Genomic DNA, 18,573 nt, shown 5'->3' with positions numbered 1-18,573 from the left:
CGGCGCGCGCTGACTGCGCTTCCGCAGCCTACCGCTCAACGGACTCGCCGATCTCCGCAACGCGCGGACCCGCGCCGTCACCAACGGGCTGCAGACAGATGAAGACGTCGTGGTGCTGCCCGTACTTCTCTTGGAATCGGTCCATCAGCGCGCCCGTCAGCTTGGCGTCGCGGTCGTCGACCATCATCAACTCGGCCAGCAACGGCCTGCCCTGCTGGCAATGCGCGATCACCGGCTCCGCACGCCGCCGCGCCATCTCGGCGACCATCCGGCTGTCCGCGATGTAGAGCAGCCCGTCCACCTCGACGTACTCGACCTCGAAATCCCGCACCGGCTGCGCACCCCGCACGGTGATCGGCATCAGCATGAACTCGTCGATGTCCCGGCCCGCGGCCCAGATCGCGTTGAACCGCTCGTTGACGAACTCGCCGAGCGGCGAACTGACCGTCACCTCCAACTGCGCGCCCTGCCCGGACAGCCTGCCGAGCGGAAAGAACGACACGAGCGCTTTGTCGTCCCACCGGTAGAGGGCAATCGACGGCGACGCCGAGTAGACGCGCACCTCGAAACCGCGCCTCAGCCGTTCGGGGAGCACCGTGGAGCGAAATTCCCACAGCACCCGCAGATTGCGCATGATCTCCCGGCGCAGCTCGGCGTCACCGAGTTCCTGCGCCCGCTGCGCCGCCGCCGGAGAATCCGGGTCGAGCAACAACACCTGCACGATCGCTTCACGCCGCAACGCCCGTTCCGCGGCCTCGAAGAATCGCGGCGTGTGCGGCCCGTCCAGCAGGTTCGAGAACGTGTCGAGCACCCGCACCACCGAGGTCGCGCCCGCGACCCGGTCGACGTACCACGGGTAGTCGAGCCGCGGATGTTCCCTGACGCGACCGTCGTCCGCGCGGTTGATCAGCGGGCCGATGACGAAAATCGTGACTATCGCGCCGATCAGGTCCGCGCCGAGATTGATCGCGATGTTCTCCGGGTAGTCCGACAGTCTTCTCGCGAGGCTGAGCAGCAACAGCGACACGCCCAGCAGTCCGAGAAGTGTCAGCAACACGTACCGGAATCGCGGTTGGGGAAACCAGCGCATTCGTTTCCACGGCCGGTGTTTGTTGTGGTCCGTCGGCACGGCGAACCACCCCTTATCCGCTACGCCGGGTCGTCAGGCCCGGCTCCGAACGTAACAGCGGGTGTTCTGGCCGGACAAGGCGCCGACCGGCTGCAATGGGTCCAAACGCCCGCCTCGCGGCAATCCGCGGCGGGTCGTGCCACGATTGCCGCCATGACCCGCAAGCTGTGCCTGGCCCAGAACCCCGACGCGGACGCACTCCTCGCGTCGGACATGTTCGCGCTGCTGACCGGAATGCTGCTGGATCAGCAGATCCCGATGGAGAAGGCGTTCTCCGGCCCCAAGGTCATCGCCGACCGCATGGGCGGTCTCGACGTGCACCGCGTCGCCGAGGCGGACCCCGAGGAGTTCGCCGCGATGATGGCGACCGTGCCCGCCGTGCACCGCTTCCCCGGCTCGATGGCCAAGCGCGTGCAGGCGCTCGCGCAGGCCGTGATCGAGCAGTACGACGGCAAGGTCGAGGCCATCTGGGCCGACGGCGACGGCGCCGCGGTGCTCAAGCGGCTCAAGGCGTTGCCCGGATACGGCGAGCAGAAGGCCAAGATCTTCCTGGCGCTGATCGGCAAGCAGTTCGGGATCCAGCCGGACGGCTGGCGGGCGGCGGCCGGGCACTACGGCGACGAAGGGTCGCGGCGGTCGGTCGCCGACGTCACGGACAAGCAGTCGCTGCTCGAGGTTCGAGACTTCAAGAAGGCCGCGAAGGCAGCCGCCAAGAACACCTAGCCCCCGCCACCGAGCTGGTCGACGATCGCGGCCAGCTCGGGAATCGGCCCGGCGTCACTCCACACCTCGGTCCACCCGCACGTCGTGCCGCAGCACCCCGCCTCGGCGCTCATGTGCCCGGACTCGGTCCTCGTTGCGAACGTGCGTGATGCCGATCTTGTACACGCCCAGGCGCGGGAAGTGGACCACGTAGACACCGAACGACGACAACCGACGACTCGGTGAGGTCAGCCAGCGACCCGACCGACTCGGAGTCGGCGAGGGGAACGAACCCGTGCTGAGCGAGACGGCTCACGACATCGGCCGGCGCGCCGGCCCCACTCCGCGTCGCGAGCTGCTGGCTCGCCAGCTCGACACAGCTGGAGGCGCCTGCTGCGGAACACCACACCGGGGACCGCATCTACGAGCACCGACAAAACGACGAGCGTCGCGCGGTTAAAGTGCGCGCGTGAACGCACCGGTCATCCCTGGACTGACGAACCTGAGACCGCTCGGTGAGGGCGGTTTCGCGACCGTCTACCGAGCGCACCAGGCCCAGCTCGGACGCGACGTCGCGGTGAAGATCGACAACCGGGTGCTGGGCAGCGAGCGCGACCGCAGGCGGTTCCTGCGCGAAGGGCACGCCGCGGCCAAGCTCTCGGGGCACCCCAACGTGGTCGGCGTGTTCGACGCGAACATCACGCCGCAGGGCACGCCCTACCTCGTCATGGAGCTGTGCGACAACGGGTCGCTCGCCGACCGGATCCGGCAGCGCGGGCCGATGCCCGCGGAAGAGGTGCGGCAGCTGGGCATCCAGCTCGCGGACGCGCTGGCCGCGGCGCACGCGGACGGTGTGCTGCACCGGGACATCAAGCCGGGCAACATCCTCGTCGACCGGTACGGCACGGCGAAGCTCGCCGACTTCGGGCTCGCGGCGCTGCTCGACGCGCAGGGCAGCAGCACGGTCACGCGCGACGCGCTCAGCCCCAGCTACGCGCCGCCCGAGGCGTTCGCGATGGCCCAGCCGACGCCGCAGGCCGACGTGTACTCGCTCGCCGCGACGCTCTACGACCTGCTGGCGGGCAAGCCGCCGCGGCCGGTGCCGTGGCCGATCGAGTCGTTCGACCACCTCGGTGAGGTGCTCCGGTCGCCCGTGCCGCCGGTCGCCGGTGTGCCGCAGGCGCTGCACGACGTGCTCGCGCGGGGACTGCACCCCGAGTCGAGCATGCGGACCGCGAGTGCCGTCCAGTTGCGCGACGAGCTCCGTGCGGCGCAACCGATGCACCACTCGGTCCCCCAGCACCAGCAGCACCAGCCGATCCCCCAGCAGCACTCGGTGCCCCAGCGCCACACGGGACCCGCGCCCGCGCCGAAGAACAAGAACGTCCTGGCCGTCCTGGGCGCGACCGCACTGGTGGTCGTCGTGGTCGTCGGCATCGTGCTGTGGGCGAACCGCGACAAGCCCGGCCAGACCAACCCCGGCAACGGTGGCGAGAGCAACGTCGCGCTCGAGAGCACGCCGCCGTTCCTCAAGGACTGCGGGACCGGCACGTACTGCATGACCGAACCCACCTGCTACCACGGCATCACGGAGATCGGCGGGCAGGTGGCGACCGCCCGGCGGGCCGGTGACTGCTCGGTCGAGCACTACTGGGAGGCGTTCAGCGGCGGCTGGTTCTCCGGCGAGATCCCGAAGGTCGGCAGCGACGAGCTGGTGACCGCGCCCGAGGTCAAGAACGTCTGCACGAAGGCCGTGATGGGGTCCGCGACCCGGCCGACCGTGGACACCTCGACGTGGGAGATCGCCGCGATCGGGTTCGCCGACGGCAAGCGCAACTACTTCCACTGCCTCGGTGCGCCCGAGGAGGGCGGCGAGTTCACGACCAGCGCGTTCGGGTCCTGAAAAACCCGCTTGCCACCGGTCGTAACGTCAGCGGACGTGCGTGTTCACGCCGACTTGATCATTGCCGGATTCCGCCGTTACTCGACCTACCGCCAAGCGATGCTGGCCGGAGCGACCACGAACATCGTCTTCGGCCTGCTCCGGATCGCCATTCTGACCGCCGCCCTCAAGGCCGCGAACGGGACGATCGCGGACTACGACCTCGCTGCCGCCAACAGCTACGTGTGGCTCGGCCAGGGCCTGCTCGGCCTGGTCGGCCTGTGGGGCCAGTTCGACCTCGCGAACCGCATCCGCACCGGTGACGTGGTCGTCGACCTCTACCGGCCGTGGGACCTCCACGCCGCGCAGCTCGCCGAAGACGTCGGGCGCGCGGGGTATTCGCTGCTCACCCGGTTCCTGCCGCCGGTCGTGTTCGGCGCGATCCTGTTCCCGTTCCAGTGGACCGAACCGCGGAGGTGGCCGCTGTTCCTGCTCAGCACCGCGCTGGCGCTGGTCACGAGCTTCGGGATGCGGTTCCTGCTCAACCTGAGCACGTTCTGGCTGCTCGACAACCGGGGCGTCATCGCGCTCTACGGCGTCGTGTCCGGGATGCTCGCCGGGCTGGTGGTACCGCTGCGCTTCTACCCGGACTGGGCGGTCGCGGCGCTCTGGTGGACGCCGTTCCCCGCCGTCCTGCAGGGCCCCATCGACGTGTTCCTCGGGCACGGCGACGCCTGGCTCACCTTGGCGCACCAGGCGTTCTGGGCAGTGGCGCTGTACGCGATCGGGCACCTCGTGTTGCGCCGAGCCGTGCGCAAGGTGGTGATCCAGGGTGGCTGAACGGATCTACCCCGCGCTCGTCGCGGCACGGCTGCGCGGCCAGGCGAGCTACCGCCTGTCGTTCGCGCTGGACCTGGTCGCGCAGGTGATCGCGCAGAGCCTCGAGCTGGTCGTGATCCTGGTGCTGTTCAGCCGGGTCGACGCGCTCGGCGGGTTCTCGGTGCGCGAGGTGCTGGTGATGTACGCGATCGCGGGCGTCGCGTTCGGGTTCGCGGATCTCACGGCGGGCCAGCTGGACGACCTGCCCAACTACGTCCGGTCCGGCACGTTCGACGCGATCCTGCTGCGCCCCTTGGGTTCCCTGCCACAGCTGATGGTGTCCGACATCCGGCTGCGCCGGTTGGGCCGGGTGCTCGCCGCGCTCGTCGTGTACGGCTACGCCCTCGCGACCGCGGGTGTGCACTGGACGCCGTGGACCGTCCTGCTCGCCGTCACCGCTCCCCTCGTCGGCGCGGTGATCTTCGGAGCGATCTGGGTCGTGGCGGCCACGGTGAGCTTCTGGCTGGTCGACAGCCGCGAGCTGGCCAACTCGGTCACCTACGGCGGCAGTGCGTTCACGTCGTACCCGATCACGGTGTTCAGCGGCTGGTTGCGGCGGTTGTTCGCGTTCGTCGTGCCCGGCGCGTTCGTCGCGTACTACCCGAGCCTCGCGTTGCTCGGGCGACCCGACCCGCTGGGCGCGCCGGGCTGGGTCAGTTGGATCTCTCCGCTCGTCGCGGTGGCCTCGGCGGCGGTCGCCGGGGTGCTGTGGCGGTTCGCGGTCAGGCACTACCGGGGGACTGGATCATGATCGAAGTCAGGGACCTGCGGCGCGAGTTCCGGGTGCCGGTGAAGAAACGCGGGTTGCGCCGCGAGTACCGGGACGTCGTGGCCGTGGACGACGTGAGCTTCGACGTCGCCGAGGGCGAGGCCGTCGGCTACGTCGGCCCGAACGGCGCGGGCAAGTCGACCACGATCAAGATGCTGACCGGCATCCTCGTGCCCACGTCCGGGCACGTGCGGGTCAGCGGTGTCGATCCCGCGCGGCAACGCAAGGAGCTCACGCGGCGGATCGGTGTCGTGTTCGGGCAGACGGTTCACATAGGAAGTGCAAAATGTTACAATGAGTAACAGGAGCACTACCCTATGCAAGCCCAACTCAACAGCATTGAACGCGCTCACAGAGGCGATTTAAGCGGTCTGAACCTGGCCGGGTTGGTGCGACTGTCCTTTGAGACAGATACGGATTACGAGAACGCGCACGCACCACGTAGCGGCGCAGATATTAATAACCGCGACGAGCAAGTGAAACTCTGCCGTCAGCATGTCACCAGCCGTGGCGGTAGTTACGTCTACACATACGATGAACCCGATACTTCCGCCTGGAAGAAGAAGCGGGTCAAGCAACCAGATGGCACATACAAGTACCGTGTTATTCGGCCAGTGTTCGAGGGCGCTCTCTCCGACCTAAAGCGCGGCATTGCCCCCAACGGCAGCAAGCTTGACGGCATCATCGTTTATGACATCGACCGCCTCACGCGCGACCAGCGCAACATGGAAGACGCCATCGAAGTGGTGGAGTTCTTCCAACGGCCGATCATAGATATAACCGGCTCGCTCGACCTCCTCACCGAGAACGGGCGTGACATGGCGCGCGTTCTCGTGACGATGGCTGGCAAGCAGTCCGTCGCAACCTCACGCCGCCTTCGCGCTAGCCACCGTGCACGTGCCCACGCGGGAATTCCCACCGGTGGCGGCAACCGCCCCTTCGGCTGGTGGGCCGATCGGCGCACACTCTTTGCTGAAGAAGTGGTGCACATCAACAAGGCCATTGAAGATTTGTTCAATGGCCTACCGGCGTACACCATCTGCAAGCGCTGGACTGAAGCCGGTGTTCTAACCCCGATGGGCAATCCGTGGAAGCGGCGCAACTTCGTCTTGATGATGACCAACCCGCGCATGGTTGGCCGTCGGGTGTATGGGCCAACTACTAAGCCGCTTCATGAGCGATACGCCGTCGACGAGTTCGGTAAACCGGTGAAAGCGCAGCACGAGCCCATCATGGATGAGAAGACGTACAACAAAGTCGTTGCCGTTCTGGTTGGCCCCGGCCGCCCAGAAGGTCATGCTTACACCGGCAAAAAGCGCTACCTGTGCTCGGGCAAGATCCGCTGTGGCAACTGCGGTCGAAAGTGTCTAGGAGGAGCCCAACCAAACGGGCGTCACGTTTACGCCTGCAAGCCGCCGAGTGTTGATGGCGGCTGTGGCCAAGTTTGCGGTGCTGGCATCGCAATCGACGACTTGGTTACCAAGCTCATTCTTGCGTACCTTGCTAACCGTACGGTGACACAGGCAGTCAAGCCATGGCCTAGGAGCCAGGAACTTGAAGATGCTCATCGGAAGCGTACCGACCTGCTTGAGCAGTTCAAGCAGAACACCGACATGGGTACGTACATCTGGCCACAGATCCGCGAACTTGAAAAGGAGATTACTGCGCTCACCAAAGAACAGTCCTTGTTCAACCGCCAACAGACCGGCCCGAAGGTGACCAACGTAGCCGACTCATGGGAACACCTGGACACCGACGAGCGCCGAGCCATCGTTGACGAGCTGGTTGAGGTGATCGTTCTCGATCCAGCAAGCCGACCAAGCAACCGTTTCGAGCCTACTAGGTTAAAGGTCGTCTTCCGCCAAGAAGCGCCGCAATCCGGTTCCACCGCTTTGCGCTCAGCGTAGGCGCTTTTTGAAGCTGCGACACTATCCAAGTATCAGCAGCAGCATGCTTGGTTGAATCCTTCAAACGGGCTTTAGTCTGAACATCACGCGCAACGCTTCGCGGCTTTCCGTCGCGGAGCGTTGTCTTTTTTACATGCGCCTTCACTCTCATGACATTCTACCTGTTTATTATGTATTCATTATATCACCTTTTCTCGCCAATCAAGCACCCTGAGCATATAACCAAAGCACTCAGCGTACGCCAGCCAACCACCAACACCATATTTTTCTACCATATGCAAGCAGAAAGCCAAGTGTCTAAATAGAAGTAGCCAAGGCGACTCGCCGAGGCAACCTTTACAACCAAGTGGAGCACAGCATGGCTATCGTCAGTCGAAAGGTTTCGGATCTTTCCGGACAGGAAGGAACCGACATCGACTTCGCACAGGTGGTGGTACGGCAGCACCCAAAGCTCGACCAACCCAAGGCACTCGACGTCTTGGTATCCGAGCTCGACGTCTTCAAGGACATCGGCGACCTGGTGGTTCTCGAAGTGCGTATGCCGGACACGAGCACGCGCGACATCTACGTTCGGCTCAGCGACTTCAACAAGGCCTCGCCGGACATGGACGCCGTACTGAGGGCTGCCAGGGGAACTCGCGGGCGTCTGCCTGGTTCCCGCAACGGCGCGTAGCTGAACCCATCTTCAAGATGGTGCATCCACAACCCCGCCTTGACTTGCCACACCAGGCAAGCCAAGGCGGGTACTTCAACAGCAGCTTGCTTTCCTAGCAAGAATATGAAATCAGGATTAACTAGACCCTATTTTTGGCTTGCCAAGGGAGGGCGCCGTGAAATAACGTGAAAGGAGGAGGCATGAACATACTGCCACCAACGCCAGCATCGCGTAACTCGCCGATACCTAGAAACACCGGCCTGCACTGGTTCAGGATCTTCTTTCCTGCAAGTCTCGACGTCGCCTCCATCACCCAGCTTATTCGGCCACTTGCACACCGTCCTCGACGCGGTCTGACCAGGCGTACACCTCTGGTGGTGTTCGAGCTCTGGTCCCACGCGGGCCAGCTGCAGTGGCTTCTGGGCATCGATGCTCAACTGAGCGGTCAACTCCCTAACCAGCTGCGAGCCCAGCTTCCCAACCTTGTTCTTATCCCTCAACCGCAACCTGCACGAGCCAAACCGACGCTTGTGAAGGATCTCCGCATCACCGGGGTGTCGGAGCCACTGCGCGTTGATATGGCCTCGAGCATCAGCGCCGGCCTCCACCAGGTGCTCAAGCTTCTCAAGTCTGGCGAGTCTGCGATCGTGCAGTGGGCCGTTGGTCCGGCGCAACAACGTCGCACGAAACCAGAGACGAGGAGCCTGCCGCAGTTGCTCGGGTTCGGCCAACCATCACAGCCCCGTCCCGACGAGTTGCAGCACTGGCGCCGCAAGACAGCCGAACCACTGTTCGCTGTTCGTGGCCGAATTGGGGCTCGCACCACGCACGTCAACAGAACCGAGGCTGTGCTGCACATGCTGGCGCAGGCCGAATCGCTAGCCAGCGCCAGCTACAGCGAGCTGCGCAGTTCCCAGGCGTCGCGGCGCGGCGCGCAGGCGATGATGGAACCCTCCGACCGCCAACGCTGGTCCGGCATCGTCAACGCAGCCGAGTTGGCGGCACTGCTTGGGTGGCCCTTCGAGGGCATGCTCGACTCCGGCACTACTGCTCGTCCCGCGCCAGGTCAACTCCTGGTACCGCTTGATCGCGCCCCTCGCGAACGCGGCCTCCGACTCCTTGGCCAAGGCCTTCATCCAAGCGATGGACAACAACTCGTTGCGCTCCCTGTGGAAACTTCGCTGCACCACGTGCACGTCACCGGGGTTACCGGCTCAGGCAAGTCGACCCAGCTCGCCTCGTTCATCCGCGCCGACATGGCGGCCGGGAGAAGCGTGCTCCTCATCGAGCCCCGCGGTGACCTCGTAAACGACGTGTTGGCCGGCGTTCCGCCTTCCCGCCGCGAAGACGTTGTCGTCATCGAACCAGGGGTCGGGCAAGAGGTCGTTGGGATCAACCCACTGGCCGGCGATCTGGAAGATGCCGAACGTCGCGCCGACCAGGTGCTGCACCTGTTCCGCGAGGTCTTCGGCCACAGCAGCATCGGCCCAAGAAGCAATGACGTTCTGCTTCACGCTCTTACGGCGCTGGCTCGTAGCCCTGAAGGAACACTCGCAGACCTGCCAATGCTGCTGACCAACAGCACCTTCCGCCGCCGCGAGCTGGCGGAGGTCACCGATCCCTTGGTGCTGGCACCGTTCTTCGCCTGGTACGACGGGCTTTCAAGCGCCGAACGCACCCAGGTAATCGCCCCAGTCCTCAACAAGACGCGCACCTTCTTGAGCCGCTCGGCCATCCGTCGACTGCTCGGGCAAGCGACGCCGCGGTTCGAGCTCGAGGAGCTGTTCACCAAGCGCCGCATCGTCCTGGTGAACCTGAACACCGGCCGTCTCGGGGCGGAGACGGCCTCCTTGATCGGCGCCCTTCTCCTGACTCAGCTCTGGCAGGCCACTCTGCGCCGCGTGGCACTGCCGCCCGATGAACGGCACCCCGTGATGGTGGTCGTCGACGAAGTACAGGACTACCTGAAGCTGCCGGTTGATGTCGGCGACATGTTGGCCCAGGCACGCGCTCTTGGCGTCTCGCTCACGGCCGCGCACCAGCATCTCGGCCAACTTACCCCCAACTTGAAGGCCGCCTTCTTCGCCAACGCCCGCTCTCGGATGGTCTTTCACCCCAGCTCCGAAGACGCCCGCGCTCTCGCCGAGGTCCTCGGCCCTGGTGTCACAGCCGCCCAGCTTGAAGGCCTTGGCCGCTTCGAAGCCTGCTGCCGCTTGGTACTCGGCGGCGCCATGACCGAACCGTTCACCGTGCGCACTCGTCCCCTCGGTCCCAGCGTGTCCAACGTCGCCGAACTTCGAGCTGCCAGTCAGCAGCGCTACGGCGTGAACGGGCGCGACCTCGACACCGTGCTCGCCGCACGGTGGCACAGCTCCTCATCACAGCCAGACGGACCCATTGGCATTACGCGGAGGGCTACGTGATGAGCCTGCTCCGACTTGGTTCGCATCGGTTCACGCATCGCGTGGCGTCATGGTGGTTCGTCTTCTCTGTAGATCGAGCGGAAGTGCCAACGACTGTCTCTCCGCCAGGAGCTGCGCTATGACGGATCGGCAGGAACGCGGCCGAGCCGCACGACTTCGTGAGCAAGTTGGTGCTCTCCCCCTTGCGGTGCTCGGCTCGCTGCATAGCTTCCGGCTGCTCACCACGGCCCAGGTACAACGACTCCACCTCGTTGAAGGGCCACATCAGTCCCGCATCCGCCGCGCCCAGTACCTGTTGAAGCGCCTGCAGACGCTCGGGCTCGTGGTGCGGTTCTCCCGCGTCATCGGCGGTGTCCGCGCAGGTTCCTCCGGGTTCGTGTACGGCCTCTCCGCCTTGGGCCAAGCCGCCCTTGAGGTCGGTGGACCGACCGGTGGTCGGCGTCGCCGGGTCTGGGAGACCAAGCCGTACTTCCAAGACCACATGCTCGCCGTGGCCGAGTTGTACGTGCGCCTACGCGAGCTCGAGCAGCAAGGACAGGTTGACCTTGTGGCCTTCGACGGCGAACCTGCGTGCTGGCGGCACTTCACTGGCAGTGGCGGGGAGCTCATCGTCCTCAAGCCCGACGCCTACGTGCGCCTCGGCGTCCAGCAGTTCGAGCGCCACGTCTTCGTTGAGGTCGACCTCGCCACCGAGAGCGTGCCAACGATTGAGCGCAAGTGCCTGCGGTTCATCGCCTACTGGAACACCGGGGTTGAGCAACAGCGCACCGGCGTCTTCCCGATGGTCGTGTGGTTGGTGCCAGATGAGCATCGGCTGACCAACATCCAGCGCGCGATCGGCAAGCTCGCTCTCAAAGGGGCCGAGCTCTTCACCGTCGCGCTGGCCCGGGATGGTCCCGGTCTTCTTGCGACCCCACCCGAAGAGGCCGTTGAGCAGGCAAACGGGCGGGCACCTCCGGATGGCGGCTGATCAGGATTCACATAGTAAGCACATAGATATAGAATGAAGGAGGATGAACATGTCACTCAAAATACCGCCGAAACCTAGCAACGACCACCCGCAGTCCGAGCGGGAAGCGCGCGCGTTCAAGAAGCTAAGCCCGGCCTTGTTGACCGTACGCGAGGCCTGCGAGGCGTTGCGGATTAGCCGCTGGACGCTATACGACCTCATACGCTCACGAGCGATAGAGACGATAAAGATTGGCCGAAGCCGCCGTATCCCGCAGGCGAGCATTGACGCCTATGTCCGCCGAAGACTTGCGGAGGACATTGAGTGATGGCTCGCCGCGCTAACGGCGAGGGGTCGATCTACCGCCGCAAAGACGGGCGGTACGAGGCCGCACTCTATGTCTTCACGCCAAGCGGAAAGCGGAAGCGCTTCCGCATCTACGGCAAGCGTCGCGTGGAAGTTGCAGAGAAGCTAGCCGAAGCCAAGGTCGATCTCATACAAGGAATTCCAACAGCGGAACGTACGTGGAAGCTTGGCGAGTACCTCGACCACTGGCTCGAAACAGTCGTACAGCCGAGCCGACGGCCAACGACCTATGTCCGCTACGAAGGCGTAGTCCGTATACACCTCAAGCCGGGGCTCGGCAATTACTCGCTACGGAAGCTCTCGGTGCAGGTTGTTCAGTTCTTCGTGAACCAGCAGATCGAGGCCGGCTGCTCCATACGAACAGCGCAAGTCATGCGCGCTGTACTGCGAGCCGCTCTCAACCGCGCCAAGCGGGAGGAACTTGTCGGCCGTAATGTCGCCGAACTAGTTGAGCTACCGGGATACCGTAAGGGCGCCATCACACCGTGGACCGTCGGTGAAGCCAGGCAGTTCCTGCAGGCCGCCACAGGCGACTCCCTCTATCCATTATTCATCCTGCTCCTGGTTTACGGGCTGCGCGTTGGAGAATCAGTCGGCCTCCGCTGGTCCGACATCAACCTTGACCGCCTAATCTTCCAAACCCGCCAGCAAATACAACGCGTCGCAGGCGCACTGCGTGTTGGCCCAGTGAAAACCCAGGCCGGTGAACGAGACTTCCCGTTGCTTCCGGCTGCCCGTGACGAACTGCTGAAGTGCCGTGCCAAGCAGCTTGAAGCTCGGCGTGAAGCGGGTGAGGCTTGGCAGGGAACCGACGACGCACACGAACTGGTGTTCACCACGCGCACTGGCAACCCCATCGAACCGCGGAACGTCGCTCGCTCGTTCCAACGCATCTGCGCCCGACACGGCATCCGCCGAACCAAGCTGCACCACACCAAGCACTTCACCGGAACGCTCCTTAAGGACTTTGGCGCTTCGGTGAAGGATGCCCAGATCATCCTGGGACACTCCAACGTCTCAACCACACTGCAGATCTACACCCACGGCACCGCCGAAGCGCAACGAGACGTCCTCACCAAAGTAGGAGTCGCTCTCCTCAGCCAACAAACAGACGACCGCGCAAAAGAGCGCGGCCGTCACAGTGCGGGTCGTTGCCGTCAACTACTGCCGTCAAACAGCAAAATCGTTGATCGGATTACATCATTTCTATCTGGTAGCAGCGACTGGGATCGAACCAGTGACCTTAGGCTTATGAGGTCGACTGGAGACACGGTTTTCGACCGTTCCACCGAGGTAAAGTTGGTGACCAAACGAGTTACGAGGCAGTGGATGTTGGGTGCGGTTGCCGTCAGCGTTGCCGTCAAAAGGCGCTAGACGTGCGCCTCTGCCGATACGGAACGAAACGCACAGGTGAGGGAAATGCGTAGACACGAGCGCCAGTAGACTGCGCGAGATCCGACGCACAAACTACTTATCGCTTGGGCCACTTGTCGCCCGCGAAGCTCTCGATATAAGCAGCGTCAGCACCTGGCGAGGAGTCACCAGCAGCTGCCGTGTCAACGACAAAGAAAACCGCCCGCGGTCAACTCGCGCGGGCGGTTTTAACGAGTGCGGCACCTGCTACCACAGCTCCCGAGGCTCCGTTCCAGACGAACTCGAACACCTGCGCCGCCCAAGAGACGACCCAACCTCCACGACCATCGTTCATGGAGCCTCCTTCACTATTCAGTTGTACTTGCGTCATGACCCACTGCCGTGCACTTGCAAAAAGCACAACGCCCAGGAGTGCAAGGAGTTGAACCTGCCAGGTGCCGAAACCTGCGCGCCGGAGCGCTACGCGTAGCATAGCGGGCAGGAGAAAACTTTCAACCGCCGAACGGCGCAGCTCAACCTGTATTGAGTTCGACACGTAGCGTAGCATTAGGACGTCCGGAACCTCGTGCAGACAGCGGCTATTCAGGAAAAGTTCAAAGTACTAGCACCTCAGCCATAGTGGACTGTGCCAAAGTTTCAGAATGCAGGATCGCACCCCCACCTACATACTGCTCCTGTGTCGAATTCCAATGAGGACTCCAGCCCAAACCGTGACGCCGGCCGTTCGCGGTCAACGCAAGGCAACAAGCAATCACCGCTGAAGGTGATCCTGCCTGACGAACCACCAGAGCTCACACCTGCAGTCTCTAAGATCCTGCTCGACATGCTGATGGATGCCGTAGAGGGAACTGACTGGCGAAGCCATATTCGCACAGAAGAGGAGGGTAGCGACCGGCCGACAGCCAGCACCGGCACAAGGAACGTCGACGACGAACACTAGACCCCGCCAGGGCGATTGGGGCGTGAAGTTTCCACGTCCTTCGACACGACTGCAAAATTGACCTTGATACTAGGGTTCTGGGATTCAAAGATGCGGATCTGGATTGCAATGTCTTCAAGGGTGATTTTCCCGCGGCTTCTGTAAGACTCCGCACCTGCGAGCAAGGCAGTCTTGCCGGCAGGTGTGAGACGGACACCTTCGAGTCTACGACTTTTACCGTGTACCGATTCAACCAGATCGTGAGCAACGAGTGACGTTAGACGGTTACTTAGCCATCTCTTGTTCTGTTGCACCCATCGAGCATCACGACCGGCGTTGGCGAGCACTTCATCAACCGCAAGTACTTCCTTGGCAGGATCAGCGAAGATCCGTTCTAGCACACCAACCGCAGCTGAAAGAGACACTTGAGGCATAGCTCAGTCCGCAAGCAGCCGTTCCAAGCGACCGATGCGCTGGCCATGGTCTTCGACAACAGACTCAGTATCGTTAAGGCGCTCACCAACAGCATTGAGGACGGAGTCGAACTTCTCGTCAATATGCTTCTCTAGCACTTCGAGATTGGCCTTGCTCGCCAGTGATTCCTTCAGGCGTTTCTCAGATGCGGCGATCAGATCCGCTGTACGTTTCTCGGTTCGCTTTTCCGATGCAGACAGCTCAGCCTGCATGAGTTGCTTCAAATCTTCCAATAGTCGTGTATCGTCCATATATTTCTAGTATGCGCCAAGCAGTGCAAATGATCAAGAGCTCACTGGACGCCTGCCAATTGGCCGTCATGAGTCGCTAGCTACACCGCGTTCATTACACCAGCACTACGCGCAGCACCGTTTCTGTCACGAGATAAATTCATGGTACCTACTTCCAACTCAGGTGAGTCACCGTGGCCGGTTCTAGGGCAAGCCCCGCAGGTACGTTATTCATTATGAACGAGGCTACAAATTTGTCAATATCGCATCACTTCGGCGTCTGCCCGGCCAGCGCGCACGCATCAAGTCGAATGCGCCTAGTAGGAGCGTTGGGGGATAGTTTCGAAACTCGCGCAGGAAATCGAACTTGTGCAGGTAGTCCGGAAGCGCCTCGTAATTCGGAAGTACCTGCACCATAAAGAGCACCTGGAACGTGCCGGTCCGTTCGAGCAGGTAGCGCAGCGCCTCATCCCACAGCTCATCAGTCCACTCGGTGGAGGTGCCGATGATCTCGTGCAGTTTAAGGGGTTTAAGTTTGGTCATACCCAACTATTTATGCACGAAGGGCGAAGACTTGTCAACTCGCATCTCCACTTGGTGTCCATTAGATCGCCTTATTCAGATCAACCTCGATACCAGCGTTCTTGAGTTCGGTAGCAAGCTTCATCTTCCAGCCTTCGCTGTCCAGGCTGATGTACACGACCCCGGCGAAGTCACTCGGAATTTCGACGCCTCCCTCGTATAGGGCAGCAACCTTCGATCGTCCGAGCATGCCGAGGAAGAGACCCAGTTCCAGAACAACGTTCTGGCGTGCGCGGGGTCGCCACTCACCATCGCCTAGCTTGCGGCCTTCATCATCGCCAGTGAGAAGAACGACTGCGTACGCTGCCTGTTCTGCGCTCTTTAGTAGCTTCTCCAGGACGTCATGTCCTTGATTAGCTTCATCTTCGAGCACAATGACTTGCCGTTCGGTGACCCGCTCCAGAAAACGCCGTACGTTTTCGCGTAGCAGCAGTGCGTGCCCGTGAACAATGAAGATTGCACTGCCAGACGACGCCAAGCTTTCAGACTGCCCATCGCTATCGTCGCGCGGATAGACCTCTAGTCGATTCGCAATCGACCGCAACACACCACACTTCGCCCGGATGTCGTTCAAGACGGCATCGATCCTGTCGGCGGGGATACCTGGAACAGCTTTGGTCAGCCTGATATCAATGATCTGGGCGCCGACACTGCGGTAGTCACTGACAGGCGTTGTTGTCATCCAACCGCTGGATTTGAATGACGCCTCTAAAAGCGCGACATTGAAATCATCCCACTCGAAGTACTGCTGCTTGAACGTTTCGATCTCACTTTGTGTGGTGCGGGGCAGATCAAGTAGCGCCTGGCCAATCTCTTCTCTGCCCAGAAGCTTCGGTTCAAGATCTTCCGACGATACGGCGAGGGTTACGTTAGGCATAGTCCGAGATCCTAGCCCTGCAGCACAACCACCCCGAGAGCGGGGCAAGATCAAAATTGTTTGCCTAGAATCGATGCCGAACCTTCAGTACACGCCGTAAGGAATCTTCCGGGATACGACGGCCGGCAGGACATCCTAGTATTGCAGTTTCAGTTGATTCTTACCCCCTCCACCGCTCTCCACTCACCATGGTTCACTATCACGACCAATGCCGGGCACTCACAGACGATTTCTTTTACCATATGCAGGCGAACACAGCCGTATCTAAATGGAACTAAGAGCAAGTTCCATTAACGCCAGACACAGTTCCTAGGGTGCCGCCTGGTGTGGATGTGAACCCTCCTGCCAGGCATAGGGTCATGTGGTTCGTAAGTGAGCATGTCATGGTGAAAGCCATTGTTATCCCTACGCACCTACTTGAACCGATCCGGCTCCAGGAACTGGATCCACACGATCTCAACGCCTACCGCCAGATCGTTGGTGGGAACCTGGCTGCAGTGAACTTCATCGAGCCAGCCGCCGCGGTGTACTTCCACGATGAAGGCAAGCTTCTTAAGCTGCCGCTGAACCTGCGTCTGACCACGCTGCTGTGGATACACAACAGCTTGTTCCTCAACGAGGACGCCATCATGAGACCGGGCTTCATCGTGGGCGAGAATAGACAGAGCCCAACTTGCTTAACGCTAGTCTCGCAGCAATCGGTCAAACATGTCGTTGTAGCTAAGCCCAATTGAGCCGCGACCACCTGGATTTCCTGGGCGTCCAACATTGCCAGGATTACCGGAACTACCAATACTGCCAAAACTGCCAAGATGCATGTCCACAACCATTTGCTCGTGCAGCTCACCGACGTAGTCCCCTGACAGTTGGTGCACGTGCGTGCCGTTCAATTTGCCGATGGGGCGACCATCCATGTCATGGATGAAGCGCCCGTTAACGAAACCCGCTGCTTCACCGAAGGCCCTGTAGATGTACTCAGTCATCCTCGAAGCATAGCGAAGTGCCCCCGGCTGAGCATGGGACACGCGGAGCGCTCCGCGTGTTCACCCGTCACGCGCGCAGCGATGGTGGTTAAGGTTCATCGTAAGAAGAATTGAAATAGAAGCAGATGTCTCTAGCGAGACTACTCGCCATCCCACATTCCGCGGCACGTCATATCGGCACAATGTCTCACTTCGTTACACAGGCAGCGGCAATTCCATCCAATCACGAATGTGCGGCTCGCTCGTAACGCCCGTTCGCTGAGCGGCCGATGGAAAGACACCACCGCCACATCAGCGAGGATGCTTACGTTGAACACAGACGAGGTCGAAGACAGCACTACCGCGACCAAGCAGGATCCACCGACTGTCCGTACATGGGCGTTGAAGATCGGCTTCTGGGACATCGCGGCGCTTGTGAGCCTTGCCGCCGCCATCGCGCAGTTGGTCGACTTCGCTGCCACCAAGAAGGGCAGCAGTCTTGGCGCTAGTGTCGTCATGGTCGGGGCGGGCATTGCGGTAGGTATTGCGGTCTACTTCTGGCGGGTTCGTGAGCTGCAGGCGCCCGGTGGAAGGCGCACCAGGCGCGACCTCATCTTGGCCCTCTCCTCCGCTTTTGCTGCGCTTGCCTTTACAGCGCTCGCGGTCATCTTGGTGTTCAGGGCCGTCGCGGAGGGTGCATCACTGGCCTCGCCCCCGCCTCCGGGGCCTACCAGCTCGTCGGCGGTGGCAAACTCGTCGGTTCCCCCGTCCAACTCACCGACTTCGAGCGCCAGCACGTCATCGCCACCCGAGATCCCAGCGACAACAACTACCACCCCAGCTCAGCCTCCGAAGCCGACGACCCCGCCACCATCGCCGCCCGCCACGGCGGCGAAGGCCGTGTTCTTCGAACCATCGCCGAGTAATCCGCCGACAATCACCCATGGAACTAACGTTCGAGTTTCGGGCAGCGTCAGTGGCCTCAATGGGCACACGCTATGGATTCTGACCCGCCCAGACGCTGGCGAGGGTTTCTACATGATTCAGAATGCCGCCCACATGTATGAAGATGGTTCGTGGTCGTTCGAAGATAAAGAGGTAGGCGACGCTTCCGACGTCAACTCGAACATCAGGTACATCGCCTTCCAAGCAGACGAAAACTGCGCGAGGGTTCTGAGCGGAGTCGACACGTTCACCAAGTCGATGCCAGACGGCTGCAAGGATATTGGTTCTACGTCGGTGAGAGTTCGGTGACCCTGAGCCGCGTAGGCCAAACACTTGTCTCGGCATCAGCCACGAGACGGTAGCCGCTGCCCGTGGAACACGGGTACATGTGCATCTGCCATCCGGCAATCATAGCCGACGGAAATCAGGAAACGGCTGGAACACGCCACGCACAGCGCCTGCGTCACAGCACCGAACTTTTCCACCATATGCAGCGATCTTCCGCTGTGCCTAAATGGAGACAGGACCACCGATCAACACGAGGCCGCA

General features: G+C 62.0%; 19 protein-coding genes. 13 read left to right on the top strand and 6 right to left on the bottom strand.

What is annotated here, in order from left to right:
- Positions 1-28 precede the first annotated feature (28 nt).
- Positions 29-1,057, bottom strand: a complete 1,029-nt coding sequence (locus FKR81_RS37845) for a hypothetical protein (RefSeq protein WP_146359196.1) — start codon at positions 1,055-1,057, stop codon at positions 29-31.
- A gap of 225 nt (positions 1,058-1,282) precedes the next feature.
- Between FKR81_RS37845 and FKR81_RS37840 the strand changes: the two genes are divergently transcribed.
- The 11 genes from FKR81_RS37840 to FKR81_RS37790 all read left to right on the top strand — a co-directional run bounded on the left by FKR81_RS37840 (position 1,283) and on the right by FKR81_RS37790 (position 13,035).
- Complete coding sequence (locus FKR81_RS37840; protein WP_146359195.1) at positions 1,283-1,852, top strand: HhH-GPD-type base excision DNA repair protein; 570 nt, start codon at positions 1,283-1,285, stop codon at positions 1,850-1,852.
- 448 nt (positions 1,853-2,300) lie between these two features.
- Complete coding sequence (locus FKR81_RS37835; RefSeq protein ID WP_186763411.1) at positions 2,301-3,734, top strand: serine/threonine-protein kinase; 1,434 nt, start codon at positions 2,301-2,303, stop codon at positions 3,732-3,734.
- Positions 3,735-3,770: 36 nt separating this feature from the next.
- Entirely contained in the window at positions 3,771-4,553 is a 783-nt protein-coding gene (locus tag FKR81_RS37830) for an ABC transporter permease (RefSeq protein WP_146359193.1), read from the top strand.
- Complete coding sequence (locus FKR81_RS37825; protein WP_146359191.1) at positions 4,546-5,343, top strand: ABC transporter permease; 798 nt, start codon at positions 4,546-4,548, stop codon at positions 5,341-5,343. Before FKR81_RS37830 ends, FKR81_RS37825 begins: the two co-directional genes overlap by 8 nt.
- On the top strand, positions 5,340-5,663 hold the full coding sequence (locus tag FKR81_RS37820) for an ATP-binding cassette domain-containing protein (RefSeq protein ID WP_328593187.1): 324 nt from the start codon (positions 5,340-5,342) through the stop codon (positions 5,661-5,663). The genes FKR81_RS37825 and FKR81_RS37820 overlap by 4 nt, the downstream gene beginning before the upstream one ends.
- Before the next feature lie 15 nt (positions 5,664-5,678).
- Positions 5,679-7,268 (top strand): recombinase family protein, encoded by a 1,590-nt coding sequence (locus FKR81_RS37815; protein ID WP_146359190.1) that lies wholly within the window; start codon positions 5,679-5,681, stop codon positions 7,266-7,268.
- Positions 7,269-7,626: 358 nt separating this feature from the next.
- Entirely contained in the window at positions 7,627-7,941 is a 315-nt protein-coding gene (locus FKR81_RS37810) for a hypothetical protein (protein WP_146359188.1), read from the top strand.
- A 359-nt stretch (positions 7,942-8,300) separates the two neighbouring features.
- Complete coding sequence (locus FKR81_RS37805; RefSeq protein WP_146359186.1) at positions 8,301-10,346, top strand: type IV secretory system conjugative DNA transfer family protein; 2,046 nt, start codon at positions 8,301-8,303, stop codon at positions 10,344-10,346.
- 118 nt (positions 10,347-10,464) lie between these two features.
- On the top strand, positions 10,465-11,316 hold the full coding sequence (locus tag FKR81_RS37800) for a replication-relaxation family protein (RefSeq protein ID WP_186763410.1): 852 nt from the start codon (positions 10,465-10,467) through the stop codon (positions 11,314-11,316).
- A 43-nt stretch (positions 11,317-11,359) separates the two neighbouring features.
- Positions 11,360-11,623, top strand: coding sequence for a helix-turn-helix domain-containing protein (locus tag FKR81_RS45890; protein WP_222598535.1), 264 nt, complete (start codon positions 11,360-11,362; stop codon positions 11,621-11,623).
- The gene (locus FKR81_RS37790; protein WP_235922145.1) at positions 11,623-13,035 is read left to right on the top strand and encodes a tyrosine-type recombinase/integrase; all 1,413 of its coding nucleotides are present in this window, start codon (positions 11,623-11,625) and stop codon (positions 13,033-13,035) included. Before FKR81_RS45890 ends, FKR81_RS37790 begins: the two co-directional genes overlap by 1 nt.
- 936 nt (positions 13,036-13,971) lie before the next feature.
- Here FKR81_RS37790 and FKR81_RS37785 read toward each other — a convergent pair.
- The 4 genes from FKR81_RS37785 to FKR81_RS37770 all read right to left on the bottom strand — a co-directional run bounded on the left by FKR81_RS37785 (position 13,972) and on the right by FKR81_RS37770 (position 16,117).
- Positions 13,972-14,379: a hypothetical protein gene (locus tag FKR81_RS37785; RefSeq protein ID WP_186763409.1), complete on the bottom strand. Its 408-nt coding sequence runs from the start codon at positions 14,377-14,379 to the stop codon at positions 13,972-13,974.
- Positions 14,380-14,391: 12 nt separating this feature from the next.
- Positions 14,392-14,679: a hypothetical protein gene (locus FKR81_RS37780; RefSeq protein WP_146359179.1), complete on the bottom strand. Its 288-nt coding sequence runs from the start codon at positions 14,677-14,679 to the stop codon at positions 14,392-14,394.
- Positions 14,680-14,904: 225 nt separating this feature from the next.
- Entirely contained in the window at positions 14,905-15,201 is a 297-nt protein-coding gene (locus FKR81_RS37775) for a hypothetical protein (RefSeq protein ID WP_146359177.1), read from the bottom strand.
- A 61-nt stretch (positions 15,202-15,262) separates the two neighbouring features.
- A complete protein-coding gene (locus tag FKR81_RS37770; RefSeq protein WP_146359175.1) occupies positions 15,263-16,117 on the bottom strand; it encodes a TIR domain-containing protein in 855 nt (284 codons plus the stop codon).
- 383 nt (positions 16,118-16,500) lie between these two features.
- On the opposite strand from FKR81_RS37770, the gene FKR81_RS37765 reads away from it, so the two are divergent.
- The gene (locus FKR81_RS37765) at positions 16,501-16,851 is read left to right on the top strand and encodes a DUF3846 domain-containing protein (protein ID WP_186763408.1); all 351 of its coding nucleotides are present in this window, start codon (positions 16,501-16,503) and stop codon (positions 16,849-16,851) included.
- On the opposite strand, the gene FKR81_RS37760 is transcribed toward FKR81_RS37765, so the two are convergent.
- A complete protein-coding gene (locus tag FKR81_RS37760) occupies positions 16,801-17,100 on the bottom strand; it encodes a 4-fold beta flower protein (RefSeq protein WP_146359171.1) in 300 nt (99 codons plus the stop codon). The genes FKR81_RS37765 and FKR81_RS37760 overlap by 51 nt on opposite strands.
- A 309-nt stretch (positions 17,101-17,409) precedes the next feature.
- Here FKR81_RS37760 and FKR81_RS37755 point away from each other — a divergent pair, with 309 nt between their 5' ends.
- The gene (locus FKR81_RS37755) at positions 17,410-18,333 is read left to right on the top strand and encodes a hypothetical protein (RefSeq protein WP_146359169.1); all 924 of its coding nucleotides are present in this window, start codon (positions 17,410-17,412) and stop codon (positions 18,331-18,333) included.
- Positions 18,334-18,573 lie beyond the last annotated feature (240 nt).

The organism is Lentzea tibetensis (assembly GCF_007845675.1).
Lineage (GTDB): Bacteria > Actinomycetota > Actinomycetes > Mycobacteriales > Pseudonocardiaceae > Lentzea > Lentzea tibetensis.
This window is presented reverse-complemented; position numbering and strand designations above follow the sequence as displayed.

Excerpts from the sequence above, each read along its gene's own strand:
- FKR81_RS45890 (WP_222598535.1), top strand. The coding sequence starts at position 11,360 with ATGAACATGTCACTCAAAATACCGCCGAAACCTAGCAACGACCACCCG.
- FKR81_RS37810 (WP_146359188.1), top strand. The coding sequence starts at position 7,627 with ATGGCTATCGTCAGTCGAAAGGTTTCGGATCTTTCCGGACAGGAAGGA.
- FKR81_RS37775 (WP_146359177.1), bottom strand. The coding sequence starts at position 15,201 with ATGACCAAACTTAAACCCCTTAAACTGCACGAGATCATCGGCACCTCC.
- FKR81_RS37760 (WP_146359171.1), bottom strand. The coding sequence starts at position 17,100 with ATGACTGAGTACATCTACAGGGCCTTCGGTGAAGCAGCGGGTTTCGTT.
- FKR81_RS37790 (WP_235922145.1), top strand. The coding sequence starts at position 11,623 with ATGGCTCGCCGCGCTAACGGCGAGGGGTCGATCTACCGCCGCAAAGAC.
- FKR81_RS37765 (WP_186763408.1), top strand. The coding sequence starts at position 16,501 with ATGGTGAAAGCCATTGTTATCCCTACGCACCTACTTGAACCGATCCGG.
- FKR81_RS37780 (WP_146359179.1), bottom strand. The coding sequence starts at position 14,679 with ATGGACGATACACGACTATTGGAAGATTTGAAGCAACTCATGCAGGCT.
- FKR81_RS37840 (WP_146359195.1), top strand. The coding sequence starts at position 1,283 with ATGACCCGCAAGCTGTGCCTGGCCCAGAACCCCGACGCGGACGCACTC.
- FKR81_RS37770 (WP_146359175.1), bottom strand. The coding sequence starts at position 16,117 with ATGCCTAACGTAACCCTCGCCGTATCGTCGGAAGATCTTGAACCGAAG.
- FKR81_RS37820 (WP_328593187.1), top strand. The coding sequence starts at position 5,340 with ATGATCGAAGTCAGGGACCTGCGGCGCGAGTTCCGGGTGCCGGTGAAG.
- FKR81_RS37815 (WP_146359190.1), top strand. The coding sequence starts at position 5,679 with ATGCAAGCCCAACTCAACAGCATTGAACGCGCTCACAGAGGCGATTTA.
- FKR81_RS37800 (WP_186763410.1), top strand. The coding sequence starts at position 10,465 with ATGACGGATCGGCAGGAACGCGGCCGAGCCGCACGACTTCGTGAGCAA.